The organism is Pedobacter sp. 01T416_2 (assembly GCF_056398925.1).
Map to the genome: position 1 here is coordinate 1 of NZ_JBFTQI010000577.1, position 3,885 is coordinate 3,885.

Annotated in this window: 3 protein-coding genes; 2 read left to right on the plus strand and 1 reads right to left on the minus strand. The window is 37.6% G+C overall.

Annotated features, from left to right (window positions below):
- Positions 1–1,717 (minus strand): sialate O-acetylesterase (locus tag AC1DPQ_RS20580; RefSeq protein WP_477610720.1); only part of this gene is annotated, 1,717 nt, incomplete at its 3' end.
- 219 nt (positions 1,718–1,936) lie between these two features.
- Here AC1DPQ_RS20580 and AC1DPQ_RS20585 point away from each other — a divergent pair.
- On the plus strand, positions 1,937–2,251 hold the full coding sequence (locus AC1DPQ_RS20585) for an RNA recognition motif domain-containing protein (RefSeq protein WP_057934255.1): 315 nt from the start codon (positions 1,937–1,939) through the stop codon (positions 2,249–2,251).
- A 289-nt stretch (positions 2,252–2,540) separates the two neighbouring features.
- Entirely contained in the window at positions 2,541–3,794 is a 1,254-nt protein-coding gene (locus tag AC1DPQ_RS20590) for a Na+/H+ antiporter (RefSeq protein WP_477581131.1), read from the plus strand.
- Positions 3,795–3,885: the final 91 nt, after the last annotated feature.

Genomic DNA, 3,885 nt, shown 5'->3' on the forward strand with positions numbered 1-3,885 from the left:
AAGTTAAACGGATCTGTTTTCCTTCTACTTTATTTGATTGATAAATGGGGCCAGAATAGTTTATTTTCTGACCATATGTTTTAGCCAGGGCAATTATGGCTAACCTTCTACCCACCTCTTGTTTGTTTTTAGGGTGAATATCTTTTGCATCACCGATATCAATAATGGTAGCCATGCCTGTATTCGGTAGTGTAAGTGTTCTTTGTTGGGCCTCTCTAAGCTCTGCCCAGGCGGATTCTACAGGAGAACGATCAATCTGCATAAAATTGGCCAGTTGAACGAAATAGAATGGAAAATCTCCCTGCCCCCATTTCTGCCGCCAATCTTTAATCATCGTTGGAAATAATTCGCGGTATTGGTAAGCTCTATCGGCATTACTTTCTCCCTGATACCAAATGGCACCTTTAATTGAAAATTGCAGGTAAGGATGAATCATCGCATTGTACAAAACGGTTGGTCTGTTAGGGCCATTTTCTTCATAAGGTTTAGCTTCAATATTTTTAAAATCTACACCCACTTTATACTTCCAGTCGCCAGCTAAAGAAATTTTCTCTGCCGTGTTGTTTGTTAAGGTCAAATCTTTGGCATCACCATATATACCGCCACCACCACCACTATCAAAAACCCTAACGGTAATGGTATTTTCACCTATTTTGAGCAGATTTGCAGGGATCGTATATGTTCTAGCAACATTATACCCTACCGTTTCACCCACTTTTACTCCGTTTACGAAGGTAATATCGTTATCATCAATTGTACTTAAATTAAGTTTAGCACCGTTTGTTTTCCAGTTTTCGGAGATGTTAATCTTTTTTGTAAACCATACAATGCCATCAAAATTTTTAAGGGCTGCATCTTCCCACAAAGTCGGCAAAGTCATGCTTTTCCAGTTTATAGTTTCTGCCAAAGCCCATTTTGTTTCTCCAGCCTGATAACCCGAATCTTTCTCGGTTGTCATTTTAATCCAATTCTGCAGTTTTTCTTCGTAAGAAACTGTTGATGGATTTTTAGCTAATTTTTGGATCTTATCAACTGCGGCAGAAAAATCGGTCATTTTTTTAAGCGATTCGGCACTTGTCCAGGCTTCAGCAATTGTTCCTCCCCATGAGGTATGGATTAGGCCAATAGGGATTTTAGTTTTTTCATACACTTCAYGGGCGAAGAAATAGGCTGTAGAAGAAAACTCAGCAATATATTTTGGGTTACACTCCTGCCAACCACCATTAGTCACTTTGGCGTCGTTAAGTGGAAAACTACTGGTAATATGTTCTGCCTGCAATAAACGGATATTTGGAAATTTAGCATCAGCAATTTCTTTTTCGTGGTTAAGGATTTTTCCCCACCCCGCTAAAGGCATTTCCATATTCGATTGGCCTGAGCAAATCCAAACATCCCCTATTAATACATTGTTTAGCACCAATAATTCTCCATCGGAAATGGTGATGGAATATGGACCGCCGTAACCTGGCGTTGCCACTTTAATTTTCCAATTGCCACTGGCATCGGCAATAGCCCCATAATTAATTTTATTCCACGAAACCGTTATCTTAACGGCTTTACCAGCTGTGGCTTTACCCCAAATGGCCGCATTTGTTTTTTGCTGCAAAACCATATTGTCGCTAAATACTGACGGCAATAAAATTTTTGACTGTACTAGTAGCGAACTGAAGAGGAATAATGCTATAATGAGTATAGATTTTAACTTAGAGATGCTCATATTTTAACCTATTTTTTGATGATTAGAAAGCGAATGTACATTTTATGTCTGTCAACATCAATATATATGTCTGCTCTTCACAAATTTATGATAAAAATGAGGCAAAATTCATTTAATTAGTTTGGGTAAGAATATCATTTTGCTTATTTTGCAGGTCTAAAAGAACAATTCTGGATTTAAGCTTGATTTAATCGGATGTTCTCTCAAATTACTGAATTAATGGTTAAGATTTTTATAGGTGGCCTTCCTGACAATATCCAAGAGATGGATTTGGCAATATTGGTTAGCCTTCATGGTAGGGTAGAAACGATTAAAATTGTTCGCGATAGAGCTACCGGCAAGTGTAAAGGCTATGCTTTTTTAGAAATATACAGTTTACCGGATGCTAAAAATATTGTATCTACCTTAAATGGAGAAACTTTTAAAGGCAATGTAATTACAGTTAAAATATCGGAAGAGGAAAGTGGTGTTCAAGCCGCAAAGCCAAAAACCAATCAACCTTTTAAGAGTAAAAGGCCTAGGTTGCAGCGCTAATTCACTCTTAATCTATATTTTTCATTCTTCCCCTGTAATTTTTCCGTATTATAAAACGGTGTTATCTCTTTTTAGCAATGCATCCATGCTTTCTTTTTTTACTGTATCATTAAGAATTGAAGGACATTAAAGTTTTCTTCTTCTAATTAACTGCATTTATCACTGTAGAATTCTAGACATTCCCTCGTTTCATCGATTAATTTATTTCGGCCAGAAACTTTTTAATCCAGTTCTAAACATATATTTTGCAAGTAAGTGTTTCGACTTCTATTAAACGCGTTTTGCCGATATGGAAAATTATGCCATTGTAATATTTATTTTAGCTGTGATGATTGGCCTTTCTGCTGTAGCCGATCGAATTAAAATCCCCTATCCTATTTTATTGATTATAGCTGGAATAGCGGTGGGTTTTGTTCCATCTTTGCCACCAATTGACATTAATCCTGAAATTATATTTTTGATATTCCTACCACCATTGCTTTACGATGCCGCTTTTAATATCTCATTCAAGGAATTTAAAACCAATATCAACACCATATTTACATTGGCCATTACGCTGGTTTTTATCACCGCTATTGGTATTGCTGTAGTTGCCCACTATATGATTCCGGGGATGAGCTGGCCGGTATCTTTTGTATTAGGTGCGATCCTTTCTGCTACTGATGCAGTTGCCGCCATGAGTATTACCAAAGGATTAGGTTTGTCTCACAAAACAAATACCATATTGGAGGGCGAAAGCTTAGTTAACGATGCTTCTGCACTGGTAGCGTATCGTTTTGCGGTTGCTGCTGTAACAGGAACAGCCTTTGTATTTTGGAAAGCATCGCTTGAGTTTGCCCTTTTAATGGCTGGTGGATTCTTAATCGGCATGGTGATGTCGAAAATTCTCGCCTTCATTATTAAAAGAATCCATAGTAACCGTTTGGCCACCATCAGCTTTATGTTGTTGATGCCTTTTGTTACCTATTTAATTGCAGAACAAGTACATGTTTCTGGTGTTATTGCAGTTGTTATTTTAGGATTGGGCATTTCGAGGTTTAGCAACAAAGTATTTCCTGAACAACTTAAAAACCAATCAAAAAACATTTGGGATATTATTATTTTTTTATTGAATGGGCTGATTTTCATTTTAATTGGGCTACAATTCCCTTATGTGTACAAAAACATTAACAGTGCCGATATTTTACCTTACATAGGTTATTCGCTGGTGATTACTATTGTTGCGCTGTTGTTAAGAATGGCCCGTGTTTTCCTACAAAAATTCAATCTTCAAAAAGCCTTTCAGAAAGGGAAACACCGCATTACTGAGGGTGCATTGCTTGATTTCAAGAACAGTTTGATCATCAGCTGGTCGGGCATGAGGGGTATTGTTTCGTTGGCCATTGCCATTGGATTACCAGCTACTTTATCGGATGGAAGCGCATTTCCGCAACGTAATGCTATTATATTTATATCTGTTGTAGTGGTATTGTTTACCTTAATCGGACAAGGGCTCACCTTGCCATGGCTGGTGAAGAAACTGGCGACTGAAGAGGATAAATAACTGGTTATTGGCGTAAATTATAAAGCACCATTAATTTCAACTTGTTTTACAGGAAAGATGCTGATCCCGAAACTTCGGGACAGCATGACGA

Coding starts and splice junctions, on each gene's coding strand:
- AC1DPQ_RS20585 (WP_057934255.1), top strand. CDS start 1,937: ATGGTTAAGATTTTTATAGGTGGCCTTCCTGACAATATCCAAGAGATG.
- AC1DPQ_RS20590 (WP_477581131.1), top strand. CDS start 2,541: ATGGAAAATTATGCCATTGTAATATTTATTTTAGCTGTGATGATTGGC.